Below are 19,287 nucleotides of genomic sequence, written 5' to 3' on the forward strand. Positions count from 1 at the left end.
CAGCCACTGGACACCGAGCACCGCGGCCCCCGGCAATTCGACCGCTTCGACGACGCCGTCGGCCGCGCGACCCGTGACCACGAGGCCGGTACCGCAGCGGTCGACCGCCTGGTGGTGCCACGAGTTGGTCACCGCACTGGCGCCGAACAGCCGTTCCGCGATCGAACCGGGCTCGAACGTCACCTTGTGGTCGTCGGCACCGTCGGTGAGCGGGGGCGACACCGACAGGTGCTCGACGGACCCCGGCGGGAGGTCGGCGATCAGCGTGCCACCCAGAGCGATGTTCAGGACCTGCAGGCCGCGGCACACCCCGAGCACCGGAATGCGCCTGGCGAGTGCGGCCCGCACGAGCGCGATCTCGAACTCGTCCCGATCAGGGTCGTGGACCATCGGATCGTCCCGCGGGTCCACGTCCCGCACCACCGACGGGTCGCCGCCCCAGCACGCGGGATGAACGTCCTGGCCTCCGGTGACGACCACGCCACCCAGCCAATGGCAGAGTGCCTCCGGGTCGGCATCGTAGGGCAGGTTCACCGGAATGCCACCGGCTTTGGCGATCCGGTCCGAGAAGTCGGACATGAAGGCGTCGGCGAACAGGTGGCCGTAGCGCTTGTCGAGTCCGTCGACCAGCCCCAGCCGGAACCGCCGGCCGGTGATGCCGATCAGCGGCCGGACGGTGCCCGGCGTCGCGTTCTCCGTGCTCACGGGAACTCGAAGTATCGCGCCGACTCCCATTCGGAGAGCTCGGCGAACGGATCGCCACCCGCGGTGTGGAACTGCATCCACTCCCACCGGCGGGTACCCACCCAGTAGTCGACGAACTCGTCCCCGAGTTGCTCGCGCAGGATCGGATCGGCCTCGAGAGCGGCGGCCGCCTTGGTGATGGTGTTCGGCAACCTCTCGAGATCGGGTGCACACCACGCCATGTCGCTGACCGGCTCGGGCGGCTCGATCGCGCCGTCGAGGCCGGCGACCACCCCGGCGAGAATGGCCGCGACCGCGAGGTACAGGTTCGCGTCGGCACCCGGAACCCGGTACTCGAGGCGGGAGTACTCCGGGTGCCCGCACACCGCACGCACCGCGGTGGTCTTGTTGCTGATGCCCCACGTGACCGTCGTCGGCGGGCCGCTCAGGTCGACCAGGCGGCGGTAGGAGGTGATCTGCGGGAGCACGATCGACGTCGCGCCCTGCAACGTCGCGAGGAGTCCGCCGATCGCGTGCCGCATCGTCGGTGAGGGCCCGTCCTCGGCGTAGAAACTGTTGACCCCGTCGCGCTGCAGGGACAGGTTGACGTGCGAGGCCTGACCGTACCCGGCCGTCGGCTTGGCCATGAAGGTCACGGTGCGACCGAGTTCGAAGGCCACCTCACGCATCACCTGCCTGGCGCGAGCCCAGGCATCGCACACCGAGATCGGTTCACCGGGAACCAGGTTGAGTTCGACCTGGCCTGCCGCGTCCTCGTCGCTCCACGCCTCCCACTCGATGCCGATCTCTTCGAGGCGACGGGCGACCGCCGACATGTAGTCGACCCAGTCCTTCGATCTCGCGAGGTGGTACGCGGTTCCGGCGGAACCGCCGAGCGGCGTCAGGTCGCGATATCCCTTGGCGCGGGCCTCGTGAATGGACTCCTGGAACAGGGTCGCCTCGATCTCGACCGCCACGGTGGCCGTGAAACCACGCGTTGCGAGTCGGTCGACCAGCTTTCGGGCCAGGTTGCGCGGACAGGTCCCCACCGGGGTGCCGTCCGTCTGCCAGTAGTCACCGATCACGGACTGCAGGCCGGGCTCCCACTGCACGAGCGTCGACATGTCGGGCCGGAACTGGACGTCGGCCAGGTGCCCGCGCCAGTCGGGGTAGGCGAATCCGAACGTCGGATCGTTGCCCAGGTCGAGGCCGAACAGGAGATCGGCGAACGCGAAACCCGACCCCGCGCTCGCGGCGAACTTCTTGGGCGCCACGTTCTTTCCGAGGAACGAGCCGTCGTGATTGGTGGCCTCGAGGCGGACCGTGTGGACGGCGGCATCGCGATCCTTTGCAGCGACGGTGATTTCAGACATCGTATCGAACCTTCCAGGATGCGGCGACGAGCACCGACAACTGAGAGAGCGTGCCGCGCACGCCGATCAGACCGGTGGACAGGGCGGCGATCAGATCGTCGGCGCCCGAGAAGATCCCGGCCAGCAGCTCCGGGGGGCCGGCGATCACATAGTGCGTCTCGCCCTCGCCGACGACCTGCTGGGCCAATCCGTCGGGGCCGTCCGCGACCGCGACGAGCACGTCGGGGATCCCCGGTACCGACCGGGCCGCGGCCCAGAACGTCTCCGCGGCGACCTGCCAGTCCGGCAGCGGCGGCGACAGCAGTGCCAGCGACGTTGCGACGAGGTCGCGCTCGCCCGCGGGCTCGCCGACCGGGGCGAGCCGCGCGTTGAGGTCGACGGTCAGGGTGACGTCGGGTGAGGTGAACACACCGCTCGACACCGCGACGACACCGTTCGAGATGCTGATCGTCGCAGCCTGCGGGGTGTCGTGGGAGCGGACCGCGACAATGCCTTCCACCCCCTCCACGACGGAATCCGCACGGTTCGCGCGGACGGAATCGGCGATCGTGCGGCCGATCAGCCGGACGATCGGACTCGCGTCGTCCTCGATCCGGATGTCGACCCCGTCGACCGCGTCGGCCTCGCATGTCGCGTGGCCGATCGTCGTTTCGGTCATCCTTCAGTCCTTTCGATTCGACGAGATCATGTGCGCGGTACACCGTCAGCAGCGGATCCCAGTTGGAGTGCGACCTTCACAGTCAAACGTCTTGGTCACGTGACTATGATGGTGAGGCACAGATCACTTGTTGTCAATGACTTGCGAGGTTCCCGAGATGAACGACGACGCCCCCACCTGGTGGAATCTGCTCGACGGCGATGCACAGGCCGCGGCCCGGATGATCGCCCACGCCCTGCAGAAGCCGATCCGGGAGCTGGGACCGGAGCAGGCCCGGGCGCTCCTGAACACCACTCCGCCTGCCGAGCCGATCACGCCGCTCGACCGTGTCGAACAACTGACCGTCCCGACCCGCGCAGGTGCGATCCGGGCTCGCCTGTACCGCGCGAACAGTGCCGCTCCGGACGGCGACACGCCTGCCCTCGTCTATCTGCACGGCGGAGGCTTCGTCCTGGGAACCCTCGACGGTGCCGACGAACTGTGTCGCGCGATCGCCGCCGGATCCGGATGGACGGTCGTGTCCCTGGACTACCGGCTGGCTCCCGAAAACCCCTACCCGGCAGCGCTGGAAGACTGCCTCGATGCCTACGTGTGGCTGACCCGGACAGCATCAAAACTCGGTATCGATCCGACAAGGATCGCGATCGGGGGCGACTCCGCCGGCGGCAATCTCGCCGCCGCCCTCTGCCTGCACCGACGCGACGAGCGCAGCCCCCTACCCGTGACTCAGGTCCTTGCCTACCCCGCCGTCGACGGGACGTTCACGACGCCGTCGTGGTCGGAATTCGGCGATGCGCCGCTACTGAGCACCGTGGACGCGCGCTGGTGCTGGGACCACTACGTCGGCCCGGGGCATCGGGCGGACGACCACCTCGCCGCACCCATGCGCGCCGAATCGCTGAGCGGCCTGCCGCCTGCGCTGATTCTGACCGCGGAGGTCGACCCGATCCGGGACGACGCCGAGGCATACGCGGCACGGCTGCGGCGCGACGGCGTCCCCGTCTCGCTGACCCGGTATGCCGGCGTCTTCCACGGCTTCGTCACCGAGATCGGTGTGTTCGCGCAGGCGAAACAGGCGATCGACGAGGTATGCCTGCACCTGCGCGAGATCGCCCGGGCATAGCTCTTCGCTCAGCGCCTCATGCTAGTTCAGTTGTGCCAGCACTTCGGCCGCGGCCCGGTAGCCGGACCGAATCGCCCCGTCCATGTAGCCGTTCCAGGTGTCGGAGGTTTCCGCGCCTGCCCAGTGCAGGCGCCCGATGGGTTCGGACAGGGCCGCACCGTACTGCGTCCACACGCCCGCGCCGAGCCGGCCGCCGTAGCAGCCGCGGGTGTACTCCTCGGCCATCCAGTCCTGTTCCAGGTAATCCACGGGTTCGCCGGCGGCAGGGCCGAACAGCTTCGTCAGCGTCGCCACGGCCGAGGCTCGGCGCTCGGCGGGCGTCCGGAGCGCAGCGGTGCGGGCGTGGGCGCCCTCGAAGAAGCCGACGAGTACCCCGCACGAGCCGTCGGCGGGCGAGTTGTCCAGGGTGACGCTCAGCTCGTCGTCCAGGTTGAAGGCGAACCCGTTGAGTCCCGCCTCCCGCCAGAACGGCGTCGGGTAGGCGATCTGGACCTTGATCACCGACCCCATCGGGATCTGCTGAGTCAGGCCGTCACGGGAACCGGGAAGCGCGGGCCGGTATCGGAGACGGCCCGCCAACGTCGGGGGGATCGCCACGATTGCCTGTGCAGCGGTGACGGTTCCGCCGTCGAACTCGACGCGGACCCCGCTGTCGTCGTGGGCGATCGTGTGAACCGGACTGTTCAGTCGGACCACCTCGTCCCCGAGCTCCGCGGCGAGCCGCTCCGAAATCTGATGCGTGCCACCGACGACACGCAGCTCCTGGGCACCACCCGTGGTGCCGACGAGCATGTCGATCATGCCGCCGGACTTGATATAGAAAAGAAAGTGGAGCAGGGACATCTCGGCCGGTTGGGCGGAGAACACGGCGGGCACGACCGCCGCCCAGAATGCCAGCGCCTCGGGGTCGCCGGTGTGGGTGCGCAGCCATTCGTCCAGAGTCTGACGGTCCAGTTCGGAGGCGGCGGGCGAAACCCACGGCGACGACAGCGACACCGAGTCGGCAAGCACCTCGAGTTCCTGCTGGAGCCGGCCGACCTCCACCGCTGCGCCATCGGAGAGACCGAACGTCGCGTCGGAGTACCTGGTGACCTTCCCTTAGTAGAGGGTGACCGCGTCGCCGTCGTCGTAGGTCGGGAACGTCTCGAGCCCGAGTTCGCCGATCAACGTCAACGCCTCGGTCTGGGTCCGGCCGATCCACTGACCACCCATCTCTACCGGGACGCCACCTGCCAGGTGTCCGCCGAGGTTGCGCCCGGCCACCCGATCGCGTGCTTCCACCACCGTCACGCTGCGTCCGGCGGCAGCCAGGGCCCTCGCCGCGGTGAGTCCGGCGAGCCCGGCGCCGACTACGACAACATCGCAATCCGTCATCTCAATCCTTCCAAAAGTCGGTCGGTTGTCCGACCGTAACCTAGATCACAGCATCCCGGTGTGCAAGAGTGGTGTCGGATCGGCGGGTGACATCGAGGAGGAAAGCGGTGGCCTACGTCAAGGCGTCGGAGCGCGAGGCACAGATCATCGCGGCGGCGATCAGGGAGTTCAGCGACAGGGGCGTCCCCGGAACGACCCTTCGCGCCGTCGCCGGGCGGGCCGGCATCCCCCTCGGCACGCTGCACTACGTCTTCTCCAGCAAGGACCAGCTACTTCGTGCAGTCATCACGACCGTCATCGATGAGATATCCGAGACGCTCCGCGCCGAACTCGATGCCGACAAGGGCGTAGAACACGCCCTGCGCCACGGGGTGGGCAATTTCTGGAACAAACTGGTCACGACCAGGGTCGGTCTGCAGATCATGCAATACGAACTCATGACCTATTCACTGCGGAACGATTCAGCCGGGGGGCTGGCCCAGCTGCAGTACGAGCGCTACGGCGCGCTCGTCACCGAGTTCTGCGAGCGGGCCGCGCAAGCGGCAGGGGAACGCTGCGCCATCGGCTTCGACACCCTCGGCCGCATGGCGCTGGCCCAGGTCGACGGGCTGATCCTGCAATACATCGCGAAGCCGGATCCCGACCGCGCTCGACGCGATCTCGACCACGCGCTGGACATGCTCGTTCTCTATGCCGACCCTCAACCGGTCGCGCGTACGAAGTCGCTGAAGGCGGATACCGCCTGAGGTTCGGATCCGGGACGCTGTTGCGTTCGGGTGGACCTCACTCTATCTTGATTCGTACGGCTGTCCGACTTAGAAATTCATCGGCCATTGCCGAGGCACTGGATCATCGACATCCCGGAGTGAGACCAATGGTGCAACAGGGAACGGGCAACCCGAACGACAAGCAAGCAACCACTCTCGACACCAGCATCGCTGTGGTCGGCGCCGGAATGTCGGGTCTGATTGCCGCCAGAGCGCTGCATCGACAAGGGATCGACGTGCTCGTTCTCGAATCTGCGGACCGAACGGGTGGCCGGATGATGGCTGAAACCTCGGCTTTGGGCTCGCGGCTCGATCTGGGTGGGCAGTGGATCGGCCACGGACACCACCGGTTCTCGGCGCTGGCCGCCGAACTCGGGGCCACCGTGTTCCCCATGCGCACACCGAAGCGGCCGACCGTCGTCGGCGACGCCCGCACCATCTCGGCCGTGAGTCCGTCGATGCTGACGGCCGCTGCCGTTCTGCTGGCCTGGGAAATCCGGGCGAGGCGGGGAGCGCCGAAGCGATGGAACTCGACAACCGTGCAGGAGTGGCTTCGCAAGGTGCCGACGGCCAAAGCCCGCCGCCTCCTCGAAGTGGTCGTCGAGGTGTCGACGACGGCAGACCTCGACCGCCTCTCGATGGATGCGCTGGCCGCAATGATTCACTACCAGGGCGGACTCTCCACGATGTTGTCGACGAACGGCGGCGCACAGGAATGTCTGATCGTCGAGGGTGCAGGAACCCTGACCGACAAGATTGCCGCCGAACTCGGACCACGGGTCCTCACGAACAGTCGGGTGACATCCATCAGTCGAGACGGCACAGGCGTCGTCCTCCGTACCCAGTCGGCTCTCGTCCGAGCGTCCAAGGTGATCGTGTCGACGCCACCCCCGGTGTCGGCCGAGATCGCCTTCGACCCGCCCCTTCCGGCAGGTCGGCGGCGCCTCGAGCAAGACATGTACATGGGATCGGTGTACAAAGCGGTCGCGGTCTACGAGCGTCCGTTCTGGCTCGCCACCACAGATGCCGAATTCATGTTTCTCGACGGCCCCGGGTTCGCGGTCTTCGATACCTCCCCACCCGGCAGTCCGGGTCACCTGTGCGTGCTGGTCGGCGGTCGGAAAGCTCGCGAACTCGACCGACTCGACGAAGCCGGCCGCAGGCAGGCGATCCTGGAACCCCTCGCCGCTGCGATCGGGTCGCCCGGCATCCTGCAGCCGGCAAGCTGGCACGAAAAGTCGTGGCACCTCGACGAACACGCCGGCGGGGGATATTCGGCGCTACCGTCCGCAGGCAGCACGTCGGGAATCTTCCCATTGCCTTCGGATCCGATCGACGACATCCACTGGGCCGGAACCGAGACGGCGAGCGAGCACGCCGGATACATCGAGGGGGCCATCGAATCAGGCGAGCGAGCCGCTCGCGAAGTCGCAGAAGCCTTTCAGCGCGGAATCGCCGCACACCGCCGACCGCCGCGCTGAACGCAACCGGTGATCCCGTCTCCGCCTGGGACTTCAGTACTCTGCTCGGTGTGGCCATTCGACCGATCCTCATCGCCGGCGATTCCAGACTCACCACGCCGGCAGTCCCGGTAACCGTGTTCGACGACGAACTCCGCGCCTTCGTCGACGACCTCTACGAGACCAACACGGCAGCCCACGGTGCAGGTCTCGCAGCCAACCAGGTCGGCGATCCGAGAGCGATCTTCGTGTTCGACCTCATCGACGACGGGCGTCGGCACCGCGGTCATGTCGTCAACCCGACGCTCGAGACAGCTCCACTGCCGGAGACGATGCCCGATCCCGACGACCTCGAGGGATGCCTGTCCGTCCCCGGTGAGCGCTATCCCACCGGCCGGGCCGAGTGGGCGCGGGTGACCGGTGTCGACAGCTCGGGCGAGCCCGTCTCGTTCGAAGGGCTCGGCTATCTCGCCCGCTGCCTGCAGCACGAAACGGATCACCTGGCAGGGCATCTCTACCTCGACCGCTTGATCGGCCGCAACCATCGCGCCGCCCGCAAGATGATCAAGAAGCGTGGTTGGTCCGAACCGGGCAGCACCTGGCTGCCCGGCACGGACCGTAACCCATTCGGCTGGTGAACCACCGCTGACCGGCGGCGGTCAGGTGGATTGCCGCTCCTCCACGACCCAGGCCGCGACCTGGGCTCGCGAGTTGAATCCGAGTTTGGTGAGTATGTGTTCGACATGCCCCTGCGCGGTGCGTACCGAGATCACGAGCCGGGCCGCGATGGCCTTGTTGGTCATCCCCTCGGCGATCAGCTCGGCGACCTGTCGCTCACGTTTCGTCAGTTTCACCGATCCGGAGGGTCCGGAATCTTTCTGGAGCCGTTCGCCGACTGCGTACGCGACGGCCGAGTCGAGATCCATGTTACGGCCTTGTTGCTGCGCCTGCTCGTAGTCCTTCTCGGTGAGCGCTCCGCGGACGACCTGTTCGCACTCGTCGTGATGAACGGCCAGGTCGGGGACGAAAACCGAGGAGCTTCCCACGGCGTGACCGATGGCTTCGGCGGCTCCCATCAGAATGCCGGCGCGCTCGGGATCACTGCCGCCGGCGACCCAGGCAAGGGCTTCGAGGCTGTTCGCGCAACCGACCGGATCGTCGACGAGTCGGCTGAGCCGCAACCCCTCCTCGAGCAATTCGGTTGCACGACGCCGTTCGCCCTGTCGCCACTGCGCAACCGCCATGACCCACAGGACGTAGGCCCGGTACACGGATTCGCCGTGACGATCGGTGATCGCGAGGGCCTCCTCGTAGCAATCGACCGCCCGGCGAGGATCGTCGTCGAGCAGCTCGTAGGTCAGACCGAGCAACGTGAGCGCCTCGACGTGGATGACCAACTCGCGCCCCGCTTCTCGAAGCACGCTCACGGCCCCCTCGAAGCCGGAGCACGCGCGCACGAGATCACCGTTGAAGATCCCGAAGACGCCGTCCACGTGGTCGACGACGGCGTGCACCACGGGATCGGGCACGCGGGCGGCCAGGGCATGCGCCTGCTCTACGAGGGCAGCACCACGCTGATGGTCCCGTTGCTGTTCGGCCATCAGGCAGTCGGCGTAGAGCGCTTTGGCCGTCGCGATCGTCGGCGGCAGATTCGGTGACGAGAGGAACCGGTCGAGCCATCGCCGTGTCTCGCTGAGCAGACCGCGGGTACTCCAGAGCAGGGACACCGTAGTCGCGATCTGCAAGCCTTCCTCGACGTCGCCCTCGGCCAGGCAGAACTCCATGGCATCCCGCAAGTTCGGCCGTTCGCGACTGAACCGGGAGAGCCATTCGATCTGCCGGGGGCCGATGAACTCGGCGTGAGCGGTGCGGGCCAATTCACGGTACCAATCCCGGTGCAGTCGACGCAGGTTCGTATAGTCGTCGGTCTGCTGAGCCTTTTCCCGGCCGTAGTCGCGGACAGTCTCGAGCAGCCGGTACCGCACCGTGACGCCCTGGTCCTCCCGGTTCAGGATCGACTTGTCGACGAGCGATGCCACCGCGTCCAGGAGGTCCTGTGCGTCGCTGTCTGCACCGCACACCTGTTCTGCCGCATCCAGTTCGAAGCTACCCGCGAATACCGACAGCTGTTCCCATGCGCGTTGCTCTCGCGCGGTGCAGAGTTCGTAGCTCCAATCGAGACACAACCGCAGCGTCTGTTGGCGTGAGGGCGCCCCGCGGCTTCCGCGCGTCAGCAACGCGTAGCGGTCGCTCAGGCGTTGCAGGATCTGCTCGGGCGACATCGCCCGCAACCGCGCCGCCGCCAGCTCGATCGGCAGCGGCAACCCGTCCAGTCGGCGGCAGATTCGGGTCACCACGGTCTTGTTGGCCTCGGTGAGGGTGAAGGCCGGTACCGCGGCGGTGGCGCGTTCGGTGAACAGCGACACGGCGTCGTAGCGGGGAAGACCCTGGAGTGACGGCTCGCGATCCGGGTCGGGGACCGTCAGCGGCGGAACGCGCAAGGTCGCTTCACCGCCGATCGTCAGGGGCTCCCGGCTGGTCGCGAGAACACGCAGGCGGGGGCTCCGCTGCAGCAGTGTCGTCGCGAGGTCCGCCACGGCGTCGACCACTTGTTCGCAATTGTCCAGTATCAGCAGCAGTTCTCGCGAGGAGAGGAAGTCCAGCAGGACGTCACGAAGAGACCGGGCCGTCCGGTCACGCAACCCGAGCGTGGTGGCGACGACGTCGATCACCAGAGACGGGTCGCGGACCTCCCCGAGTTCGACGAGCCATGCCCCGTCGGCGAATTCGCGCTGCATTGCCGTGGCGACGCGTATCGCCAGACGGGTCTTCCCGACTCCGCCTATTCCGGTCAACGTCAGCAGCCGCGATGCTGCCAGAAGATTCTTCGCCTCGGTGAGTTCGTGCCTGCGCCCGACGAAACTGGTCAATTCCAGAGGGAGATTTCCCGTCCGATGCGCGGAGGGGCCGGGCGGTGTTCGCCGTGGAGTGTCCGCCGAGTCCGGGGCGGCGGTGGTCGGCGAAGCGTGCAGGGCCATGACGTCGGCGGGCACGCCACGGCGGAGCTGGACGTCGCGCAGCTTCTCACCGAATGCGGCGGCAGAGGGTGGCCGGTCCTCGGGTCGGCGGGCCATTGCCTCCTCGATCACGGCGGTGATGTCGTCCGCGATCCCCTGCTCCCGAAGATCCGGTGTCGGTTCGGTGGTGATGCGGACGAACTGGGCCACCAGCTGTTCTCCGCTGCGCCGCTCGAACGCTGCATGCCCGGTGATCGCACAGAACATGGTCGCACCCAGCCCGTAGATGTCCGACGCCGGACTCGCGGACGCGCCGCCGAGGACCTCGGGTGCGGTGAACGCGGGCGAACCCGTGACGATGCCCGTCGCCGTTTCGAAGCCCCCGGACATGTGGGCGATCCCGAAGTCCGTGAGAGCCGGCTCGCCGTATTCGGTAAGGAGGACGTTTGCGGGTTTCACGTCGCGGTGGACGATGCCCTGCCGGTGTGCGGTCTCGAGTGCACCCGCAAGCTTGACCCCGAGGTGCAGCACCTCGTCCACCGACAGCGGGCCGTGCCGTCGGATCCGAGTGTCCAGGGAGCCCTGCGGGTGATACGGCATCACGAGAAACGGATCGCCGCTTCCCGTGATGCCGACTTCGAGCACGGTCACGATATTCGGATGGCCGGTCAGACGCCCCATCGCCCGCTGTTCCCGGAAGAATCGTTCCCGATTCTCCTTCGTGAGATCCGTGGTCAGAACCTTGACGGCGACGGTCCGGTCGAGCGTGGCCTGCGTGCACCTGTAGACGACGCCGAAGCCTCCGCGCCCGATCTCCCGGGCGTCGTCGAATCCGTCCGCACTCAACTGCGCGGTGGCCGTCGGGTCCACATCGCGTTGGGTCTCGAACGGATCGTCATCGGCCACTGCTAGGTCGATTCATCCGAGCCATGTCGCCGGTTCAGCACCACTTACCTCTCGAGGACGCCTCCCCAGGATATCGCCGACGACGGGCAAATCGAGTAGACGCCGCTGTTCGTCTTCGTCCCGAGGATTCGGCCCGGCTCACTCCCGCATGAGCATCAGGGCGGCTTCCCGTTCGAGGTCCAGGTACGGTTCGCCGCTGACGTCGATCGCGACCCGGCTGATCGTGCCGCCGGTGAAACGATGGGGTGATTCGCCGGGGTAGTCCTCGGTGATCGGCTCGCCCGGGTGCCTGCCGACGTACAGCCCCGCACCGGCGATCGCGAACGCCCCCATCTGGGTTTTGATCCGGCCCTCTCCGACCTTCCGGTCCCCGTGGAAGAGGGACAGTGTTCCCAGGGTGGCGGCAGGTTCCTGCTCGTTCTTGTCGAAGGACGCCGACAGGATCAGGTCGGTGCCGGTGGGGATGTCCTCGGAGCCGACGATCATCTGTTCGTCGCTGCCCACGAAGTTGTTGACGTAGTGCAGTCGGTTGTCCTTCACATACAGTGCGTGCCCGCCGAAGCGGGATCCGATCGCGAAGAGCACGCCCTCGGCGCCCGGCTCGGGGATGTCGACCAGCGCCCCGATCACGAAGGACCGCCCGCGGGTGTTGACCGCCTGCCATTCGGACACCGCGGCCACGTCCGGGTAGTACACGTACCGGTCGCGGGTCGCGGCCAGTTGGGGGCGCGGCGTGCCCATGATTTCGACGCCCGATCGATCGTCGAGGGGAAACGCCAGGTTCGCGCCGGCCTCGGCGAACCAGATGTTCACCAATTCCCGCAGCTTGTCCGGGTGCTCCGACGCCAGGTTGTTCACCTCTGCCCGGTCGACATCGGTGTGGTAGAGCTCCCACTCGTCCTCGTTGAAGTGGCCCCATCCGGCGATGGTCGGGTGCGTTGTGACGGCCTTCCAACCCTCGTGCCAGATCGATCGCGAGCCGAGCATCGAGTAGAACTGCGTCCGGCGCGCCGAGGACGCGGACTTGTCCTCGAACGTGCCCCGCATGCTGACGCCGTCGAACGGGGCCTGGGTGTGGCCCTTGATCGTCTCCGGTGGTTCGACCGCGAGGAGATCCAGCAGCGTCGGCACGATGTCGATCGCGTGATGGTACTGGTCACGGATCTCGTCCCGCGCCTTCGTCCCGGCAGGCCACGAGATGATGCACGGGTCTGCGGTGCCGCCGTTGAACTCGTAGCGCTTCCACATCTTGAACGGGGTGTTGAACGCCATCGCCCAACCGTTCGGGTAGTGGTTGTAGGTCTTGGGTCCGCCGAGATCGTCGAGCTTCGAGAGGTTCTCCGCGAGGTCGTCCGGGATGCCGTTGGCGAACTTCATCTCGTTGACGGAGCCGTTCGGGCCGCCCTCACCACTCGCGCCGTTGTCGGAGACGACCACGATGACGGTGTTCTCCAACTCGTCGTTCTGCTCGAGGTAGTCGAGCACCCGCCCGATGTGATGATCGGCGTGGGCCAGGAAACCCGCGTAGACCTCGGCCATCCGCGCGAACAGCCGCTTCTCGTCGTCGCCCAGCGTGTCCCACGGACGGGTGTAGTCGAGTTCAGGGAACGGCTGCCCCTCGGGTCCCGACCGGGTGTCGGGGGTGCCGATCGGATTGATCGGCGGCAGCTCGGTGTCCGCCGCGACGACGCCCATCTCCTTCTGCCGGGCAAGGGTCTGCTCACGGACCGCGTCGTAGCCCATGTCGAACTTGCCCTCGAACTTCGCGATCCACTCCTCCGGGGCGTGATGCGGAGCGTGACACGCACCGGGCGCGTAATAGAGGAAGAACGGCTTCTCCGGCGCGATCACCTTGGCGTCCTTGATGAACTCGAGGGCCTTGTCGGTGATGTCGTCGGTGAGGTGGTACCCGTCCTCCGGCGAACTGGGCTGGTCGACCGGGTGGTTGTCGTAGACCAGATCCGGATACCACTGGTTGGTCTCCGCACCGAGGAACCCGTACCAGCGCTCGAAACCACGGCCGCTCGGCCAGTTTCGGCGGGTCGCCGCCAGGTTCATCTCGTCCGTCGGGCACAGGTGCCATTTGCCCACCATGTACGTGTTCCACCCCCGCTCGCCGAGGATCTCCGAGAGCATGCCGTTCTCCGGCGGGATCGTGCCACTCGCATTGGGGAATCCGATCGACGCCTCCGTGATGCAGGCCATGCTGTTACGCGTGTGGTTTCGCCCGGTCAGCAAACAGGACCGCGTGGGCGAGCACAACGCCGTGGTGTGCCACTGCGTGTACCGAACCCCCTTCGCGGCGATCCGATCGATGTTCGGCGTCTCGATCGGCCCGCCGTAACAGCCCATTGCCGAGAATCCGACGTCGTCGAGCACGATGTAGAGCACATTCGGCGCTCCCTCCGGGGCCCGAGGCGGCTCGAACGGCGTCCAATCCGGAACCGAATCCCGGACATCGACGTTGACAACACCGCGAAATGGCTTGACCATGATGCGCCTCTCCTCGCCTACACTCCTGCTGACAGCCTCGACACTCGTGCGCTCACACACCTCACCCGACACGGGTGAACCCGAACCCACCTACTGTTCTCGGATGACGTCCGGGAACCGGTAGGAGTCGTCGAGGATCGTCCGGTCGGGGACGTATGCACGGATGATCAGACAGAACTCACCGTCGGGCGCGGGTAGCCAATTCGCCCGTGCAGCAGGGTCACTGGGCTCTTCGTGCGACAGGTACAGCGTGAGTGTCCCGTCGCGGAACACGAGATCGCCGGCGTCGAGGTCGACGGTGCCGAGATTGACACGCCCACCGGGGGCACCGGCGAGCATGAAAGCGTCCTCGTCGTAGACGGTCAACGACCAGAACCCGCCACGGCTTCGGTCGACCGGCGGCAGGGCGGTCTCGGCGAACGTCATCGTGTACTGCTCGCGGCCGTGGAGGAGACCGCCGGCGCTGTCGGTGCCCCGGATCAGGTAGACCGCCTCGTGGAAGTCGTTGACGTAGATGTAGATCACCGAGGCGAGGGCCCGGCTGAACCAGTCGGTACCCCACACACCGCCGTTGCGTTGACGCTGCCACCCGTTGCCGACGTCCACGCCGACCTGGACGTAGGTCGCCGACGCATGGAGGGCGACGTCGGCGCTGAGCGCTGCACGGTCGAGGAGCGCGCGGTACGACTCGTCGGATCGGTGCAACGCGACCAGTGTGCGCGCTTGATCGGCCATCGGGGTGTCGGAGTCACTCATCCGGGGATTGAAGTCGAGCATCGCGCCGAGATCGGCCCAGAACGATTCCGGCTTGACCCATTGCGGCCTGCTGGCATCCGGATTCGCCGCGAGCATCTCGGCGGTGAGGCCCGGGGGAAAGATGGCGGTGGCGGCGTCGGCCTCGTAACCGAACGATCGTTGCCCGGGCCGATCCTCGTCGAGGGGGTACATCCCGATCTGGTCGAGGACGGCGCGGGCCTGCTGCTTGGATTCCTCCGAGTGCGCGGCGTAGCTGCGCGGAATCACCGCGGCCACGTTGGTCGGCATCCGCAGGACACCGACGAATTCGGCGGGCTCGTTCCCCTCCCAGGCGGGTCCGACGAGCAGGAACTTGCCGCCGGGTGTGCCTGCGGCCGAACCCAGTTGGTGCACGACGTTGGTGAGTACGTCGGTGATCTGGACGGTCCAGTAGTGGCCGGCGGGAACGTCGGTGGGTGTCTGGACGACCACGGCGTCCCGGGTCAGATCGGCGAACCCGACGCCGTAGATCGTGTCGTTGTTCGGTGAGACCACCCACCGCTGCGCCGGACTCATGTAATCGGCCAGCGCACCGGTGCGGTTCCTGGCTGCGCCGGGCAGGATGCCGAGTTGCAGGCCGGCTTTGCCGTCCATGAGGTTCCACATGGACGTGCGGCCGAACGTGTCCACTGCCGGGTATCCCCAGTAGTAGACGACGCGGGCGAGGGCCTCCACATAGCCTTCGCCCGCCAGGGTGGCAGGAACCCCCGCCGACCGGGCCAGCCCGGCATTCGCGGGCGTGAACCCTCTGGCGACATCGTCGAACGAAGTACCCATCCGAACACGGTGCCCCACGGCGCCGGCCCGGCCATCACCCGTGCCGGGTGAAACGCCGGCGTGCCTCACAACAGGATTCACACCGGGGCGGGTTCGGTGTCATTTCAGGAAGACGGTGCCCCCACCCCCATCCTTCGTGGTGTCCCGCGGCTGCCCTTGCCACAGCGTGCACCAGTCTCCGAGCGGATTGCTCGGCGCATCGAAATCCCAGTGCGGGGCGTCCTGGAACGGACCACAGGTCGGCTCCTTGGGCGGCGTGGAGGACGGCGCCGACGGCTGATCGACGACCGTCTGCGCGACCGTCGCCGCCGACGCAAGGGACATTCCCGGACCGACCAGGGCGAAGCCCGCCGCGACGGATCCGACCACGATGACATTCTTGACGATGTTCATGACCACCTCTCGAGGTTGCTGCCGCTGTCCCACATCACCTCGGCGTGGCATAGGGGTGCTCCCAGCACTGGTCGAAGCGGGGCACAACTCGAACATACTCCGGCGCAGAACCATTCATCTCGAATCCTCAGCGAATACTCAGGAAGCGCAGGACTATCGCCCGAACCGGCCGGTCTGTCGGGTCGAACCCTTTACCTGGCCATTGCCGGGAAATAGACATTGCGCCACTGCACTATTCGCGCAATGTCAATACTGCCTGCCGCCCACCACCAACCCTTCCGCGCGCTCGACACCCTGCCCGACACGGCAGCCGCCGGAGATCGGGACGCGGCCAGGCACCTGCTCGACGTCATCTGGCCGATCCTGGTCCGACGGTGCCGAGCCGAACTCGACAGCACCACAACTGATTCCATGGCAAGAGCGGCGTCTTCAACGGCGCTGCGCGCAGTTCGGCACCGCCAGGCGCTCCAGCGGCCGTTGCTGCGCGTCCTCGTGTACGAAACGAGGTCGAAGCGTCGAACCACGGTGCAGCGCCCGCTACTTCCGCTCGCCTGTCACTGCTCCGCATCCGAGGACAGCGCGGCGAGCTGGTGCCGGACGGCGGCGGTGACGCGCGGCCGGTCGTCGGTGGCGAGGAGATCGAGCAGGGCGCCCCGCAGCACCGCCAACGCCGCGGTGCGACGGATCGCACCGGCCTCGCTGTCCCTCTCCGGCCGTGGTTGGCACGCCGCGAGGACGGCCAACCAGTCGTCGACCGTCGCCCGGGCGAATCCGGCCCACGCCCCGTCGGGTTCGACGAGTGAGCGGGCGTACGCCTCGGTCCACAACCGCAGCAACGGTCGGTGCTCCTCGGCGGCCAGCCACTCCCACACCCGCTCGGCCGCCGCGGGCAGGCCGATCGGCTCCGCGCCCGCCGCCTGACCGAGGCGGTCCAGCAACGCCAGTTCGTCGCTGCGGGCCTTCGCCAGCAGTGCGCGCACCAAGCCGTCCTTGTTGCCGAACAAGAACATCAGCACCCGTGGGCTCGATCCGATCGCCGCCGCCAGCGGACGCAGCGACAGATCGGCCAACCCATGCTCGAGTGCGTAGCGATAGGCGGCGTCGAGCAACTCGGTCTGCCGCGCGGACGGGGTTGTCGCTTCCCTGGTCACAGCGGTAGCCTACCTCCACTGAAACAGTCGTGTCAGTGAGTGTCGGTCATGGTCGCGCTCCGGAAAGGAAACCCATGTCTTCGCAACCACCTCAGTGTCCGGAAGTCGTGGTGCGCCCGGCCGATCACCCCGGAGATCTGGGCTGGGCCGTGATGGCCCACGGCGAGATCTACCACCGGCAGTTCGGGTGGGACGCCGACTTCGAGGCGCTGGTCGCACGGATCGTCGCCGACTACGCCACGAACCACGACCCAGCCCGGGAAGGGGCCTGGATCGCCGAGGTCGACGGCGAACGCGTGGGGTGCGTCCTCTGCGTCGCCGGTGACGAACCCGCAGTCGCCGCACTACGGATCCTGCTGGTCGCCCCGACCGCTCGCGGTCTCGGCGTCGGGTCCCGGTTGGTCGAGCGATGCGTCACCTTCGCCCGCGACGCCGGCTACCGGCAGGTCACGCTGTGGACCAACGACGTGCTGGCGTCGGCCCGCAGAATCTACGAGGCTGCCGGATTCGTCCTCGCCGACGAAGAACCACACCACAGCTTCGGCCACGACCTCGTCGGCCAGAACTGGACACTCGACCTGAGCGTGATTGCGACGGCGACCGGCAACTGACGTCCTACGAAGGGGCCGGCAGCAGATCGAGGACGGCCCGGTCGGCGCCGGCGGCCGTCAACGCCGACCGGGTCGCGGTGAGCCACGCATCGGCCCACGCCGGTTCGATACCGCGCAGCAACTGGTACTGCGCGCGCCAGGACGCGGCGCGGAACCCGGGCTGTTCCGGTGGATGCAGACGCAGGGCGATGCGCTCGGACACCGACTCCGCGACCCAGAACACGAACTCGTCCGGGTCGGTCTGGTAGTTGCAGAAGTCCGCGGGATCGGACACCAGGTTCACCGGCGGAGGCGCGCGGGAGGTGTAACTCGCGCCGGCGGGGCCAAGAAGTTACCGCCCTCGCTGACGCTGGCGATGCGGTCCCATCCGACCGGCGCATCGACCACAGCAAGATCATGTTCGAAAGAATCGTGACAGATCCGGCCTCGATCGTGACCGAACTTGCGACCGCGCGTCGCGCCCAATGGAATAAGGCCGCCCACCACCCCGGGTGCATCGCGCGCCGCCCGGGGCTCTAACCTGGCGGGTCAGAACACGCAGAGCACGAGGTTGAACAATTATGGCCACCGATTACGACGCACCCAGAGTCACCGAATCCGACGAGTCGACGGACACGTCGCTCGAACAGCTGACGGCCAGCCGGAAAGACTCCCAATCACCCGCGGTGGATATCGACGACACCGACCCCGCCGAATCCTTCGACCTGCCCGGGGCAGATCTGTCCGGCGAAGAATTCACCGTCCGCGTCATCCCGAAGCAGTCCGACGAATTCACCTGCACCAGTTGCTTCCTGGTCCATCACCGCAGCCGGCTCGCCCCCGGTGGGGAGCTGATCTGCCGGGACTGCGCCTGACGACATCGATGCGGGCGCGTCGGCGGCGGTGACCGGACGCGCGGCGGTGTGCGTGCCGTCCTGCAGGTGATCGGACATACCCTCGGCGGGTCGGCGGAACACGATTTCATCGTTCAGCGATGAGTTCGGCCGTCCCGCCGGGTCTGTCTGTCTGTGTCCCGGTTCATCCGATCATCGAAGGAGTCGCCCGTGCCCCGCACCCGGATCCACAACATGAACATCTCGCTCGACGGCTACGCCGCCGGCGAGCACGTGACGTTCGACGCCCCCATCGGCGGTGCCGAGCGGCTGTTCGGCTCGTTCGACGGGCGCGTCATCCACGGGGTCGACCGGGTGGACGACCCGATCACCCTGGACCGCGCCGTGACCAGTCTGTGGGGTCAGGGCATCGGCGCGGAGATCATGGGCCGCCGCAAGTTCGGGCCCCAGACCGGCGAATGGCCCGACGACGGGTGGCGAGGCTGGTGGGGTGACGAACCGCCGTTTCGAACACCGGTGTTCGTCATGAGCCACCACCCACACCCCAGCATCGACTTTCCCAACGGAACCAGCTTCCACTTCGTCGATGCGCCACCCCACGAGGTGCTGCGCTTGGCGCAGGACGCCGCCGACGGTCAGGACATCCGCATAGGCGGAGGCCCCTCGACCGTGCGGCAGTTTCTGCAAGCCGACCTGATCGACTTCATGCACCTGGTGATCGTGCCCATCACGCTCGGGCGCGGCGTATCCCTGTGGGAGGGCGTGGACGGCGTCGAAGACCGCTTCACCATCGAGACGTTCGCCTCCCCCAGCGGACTCACCCATCAGTTCTGGAACAAGAACGTCAGCTGAGGCCGGCAACGGCCCGGGCG

The 19,287-nt window shown here is 67.2% G+C and carries 16 protein-coding genes and 1 pseudogene; 7 read left to right on the top strand and 10 right to left on the bottom strand.

Features of this window, described 5'->3' with window-relative positions; translation table 11 throughout:
• From ACFTZB_RS18395 to ACFTZB_RS18405, 3 genes are all read right to left on the bottom strand, one after another.
• Positions 1-705, bottom strand: a 705-nt coding sequence (locus ACFTZB_RS18395) for a gamma-glutamyl-gamma-aminobutyrate hydrolase family protein (protein WP_378433395.1), incomplete at its 3' end; no start/stop codon positions are given.
• The gene (locus tag ACFTZB_RS18400) at positions 702-2,057 is read right to left on the bottom strand and encodes a glutamine synthetase family protein (RefSeq protein ID WP_378433396.1); all 1,356 of its coding nucleotides are present in this window, start codon (positions 2,055-2,057) and stop codon (positions 702-704) included. The genes ACFTZB_RS18400 and ACFTZB_RS18395, both read right to left, overlap by 4 nt.
• The gene (locus tag ACFTZB_RS18405; protein ID WP_378433397.1) at positions 2,050-2,715 is read right to left on the bottom strand and encodes a hypothetical protein; all 666 of its coding nucleotides are present in this window, start codon (positions 2,713-2,715) and stop codon (positions 2,050-2,052) included. The genes ACFTZB_RS18400 and ACFTZB_RS18405 overlap by 8 nt, the downstream gene beginning before the upstream one ends.
• A 157-nt stretch (positions 2,716-2,872) precedes the next feature.
• On the opposite strand from ACFTZB_RS18405, the gene ACFTZB_RS18410 reads away from it, so the two are divergent.
• Complete coding sequence (locus tag ACFTZB_RS18410; protein WP_378433398.1) at positions 2,873-3,838, top strand: alpha/beta hydrolase; 966 nt, start codon at positions 2,873-2,875, stop codon at positions 3,836-3,838.
• Between the two features lie 21 nt (positions 3,839-3,859).
• Here ACFTZB_RS18410 and ACFTZB_RS18415 read toward each other — a convergent pair.
• Positions 3,860-5,212 (bottom strand): annotated as a pseudogene (locus ACFTZB_RS18415) (flavin monoamine oxidase family protein).
• A gap of 107 nt (positions 5,213-5,319) precedes the next feature.
• On the opposite strand from ACFTZB_RS18415, the gene ACFTZB_RS18420 reads away from it, so the two are divergent.
• The 3 genes from ACFTZB_RS18420 to ACFTZB_RS18430 all read left to right on the top strand — a co-directional run bounded on the left by ACFTZB_RS18420 (position 5,320) and on the right by ACFTZB_RS18430 (position 8,077).
• On the top strand, positions 5,320-5,958 hold the full coding sequence (locus ACFTZB_RS18420; RefSeq protein ID WP_378433399.1) for a TetR/AcrR family transcriptional regulator: 639 nt from the start codon (positions 5,320-5,322) through the stop codon (positions 5,956-5,958).
• Between the two features lie 128 nt (positions 5,959-6,086).
• Positions 6,087-7,460: a flavin monoamine oxidase family protein gene (locus ACFTZB_RS18425; RefSeq protein ID WP_378433424.1), complete on the top strand. Its 1,374-nt coding sequence runs from the start codon at positions 6,087-6,089 to the stop codon at positions 7,458-7,460.
• A gap of 50 nt (positions 7,461-7,510) precedes the next feature.
• On the top strand, positions 7,511-8,077 hold the full coding sequence (locus ACFTZB_RS18430; protein ID WP_378433400.1) for a peptide deformylase: 567 nt from the start codon (positions 7,511-7,513) through the stop codon (positions 8,075-8,077).
• 21 nt (positions 8,078-8,098) lie between these two features.
• Here the strand turns inward: ACFTZB_RS18430 and ACFTZB_RS18435 are convergent, their stop codons facing one another.
• From ACFTZB_RS18435 to ACFTZB_RS18455, 5 genes are all read right to left on the bottom strand, one after another.
• Positions 8,099-11,362 carry a protein kinase gene (locus tag ACFTZB_RS18435; RefSeq protein WP_378433401.1) on the bottom strand — a complete coding sequence of 1,088 codons (3,264 nt, stop codon included), beginning with the start codon at positions 11,360-11,362 and terminating at the stop codon, positions 8,099-8,101.
• 138 nt (positions 11,363-11,500) lie between these two features.
• Entirely contained in the window at positions 11,501-13,855 is a 2,355-nt protein-coding gene (locus tag ACFTZB_RS18440; RefSeq protein WP_378433402.1) for an arylsulfatase, read from the bottom strand.
• A 90-nt stretch (positions 13,856-13,945) separates the two neighbouring features.
• A complete protein-coding gene (locus ACFTZB_RS18445) occupies positions 13,946-15,427 on the bottom strand; it encodes a DUF1254 domain-containing protein (RefSeq protein WP_378433403.1) in 1,482 nt (493 codons plus the stop codon).
• 99 nt (positions 15,428-15,526) lie between these two features.
• On the bottom strand, positions 15,527-15,820 hold the full coding sequence (locus tag ACFTZB_RS18450) for a hypothetical protein (RefSeq protein WP_378433404.1): 294 nt from the start codon (positions 15,818-15,820) through the stop codon (positions 15,527-15,529).
• A 554-nt stretch (positions 15,821-16,374) separates the two neighbouring features.
• Positions 16,375-16,971, bottom strand: a complete 597-nt coding sequence (locus ACFTZB_RS18455; protein WP_378433405.1) for a TetR family transcriptional regulator — start codon at positions 16,969-16,971, stop codon at positions 16,375-16,377.
• Between the two features lie 74 nt (positions 16,972-17,045).
• Here ACFTZB_RS18455 and ACFTZB_RS18460 point away from each other — a divergent pair, with 74 nt between their 5' ends.
• Positions 17,046-17,582 carry a GNAT family N-acetyltransferase gene (locus tag ACFTZB_RS18460; protein WP_378433406.1) on the top strand — a complete coding sequence of 179 codons (537 nt, stop codon included), beginning with the start codon at positions 17,046-17,048 and terminating at the stop codon, positions 17,580-17,582.
• A gap of 4 nt (positions 17,583-17,586) precedes the next feature.
• On the opposite strand, the gene ACFTZB_RS18465 is transcribed toward ACFTZB_RS18460, so the two are convergent.
• Positions 17,587-17,856 (bottom strand): Imm63 family immunity protein, encoded by a 270-nt coding sequence (locus tag ACFTZB_RS18465; RefSeq protein WP_378433407.1) that lies wholly within the window; start codon positions 17,854-17,856, stop codon positions 17,587-17,589.
• Positions 17,857-18,142: 286 nt separating this feature from the next.
• Here ACFTZB_RS18465 and ACFTZB_RS18470 point away from each other — a divergent pair, with 286 nt between their 5' ends.
• Positions 18,143-18,436, top strand: coding sequence for a DUF4193 domain-containing protein (locus ACFTZB_RS18470; protein ID WP_378433408.1), 294 nt, complete (start codon positions 18,143-18,145; stop codon positions 18,434-18,436).
• A 189-nt stretch (positions 18,437-18,625) separates the two neighbouring features.
• Positions 18,626-19,267 carry a dihydrofolate reductase family protein gene (locus tag ACFTZB_RS18475; RefSeq protein WP_378433409.1) on the top strand — a complete coding sequence of 214 codons (642 nt, stop codon included), beginning with the start codon at positions 18,626-18,628 and terminating at the stop codon, positions 19,265-19,267.
• The last annotated feature ends 20 nt before the right edge of the window (positions 19,268-19,287 follow it).

It is taken from the genome of Rhodococcus sp. NPDC057014, from assembly GCF_042673295.1.
Taxonomy (GTDB): Bacteria; Actinomycetota; Actinomycetes; order Mycobacteriales; family Mycobacteriaceae; genus Rhodococcus_F.